Source organism: Mycobacterium ostraviense, from assembly GCF_002705925.1.
Lineage (GTDB): Bacteria > Actinomycetota > Actinomycetes > Mycobacteriales > Mycobacteriaceae > Mycobacterium > Mycobacterium ostraviense.
The window spans coordinates 1-265 of sequence record NZ_NKRE01000055.1; the positions used below are offsets into that span (position 1 = coordinate 1).

General features: G+C 67.2%; 1 pseudogene. It reads left to right on the forward strand.

The features are described from left to right. Window positions 1-163 precede the first annotated feature (163 nt). Window positions 164-265, forward strand: a pseudogene (locus tag CDN38_RS27885) (IS3 family transposase); the annotation flags it as partial.

Sequence of the window (265 nt, forward strand, 5' to 3'; positions counted from 1 at the left end):
CCCGTCCCCGCCGTCGTAGCCGGGACACCGGCGCCGGCACCGCGAGCACCGGCCCGCCAGCGACGCCATAGGCCGCACCGTCAATACCAGCACCTCGGTGGTCACCGGCCGCTTCCCGCGCGAGGTCTCGGTCTCGATCGACACATCCTCGACCACCATGTTCAACCGCCCGCCAGAATCGCTGTATGGCAGTTTGAAGATGTGGGCGCATCTGCAACGCCAAAACATTCCGGCGGCCCGCTGCACGGTGGAACGAATCATGCGC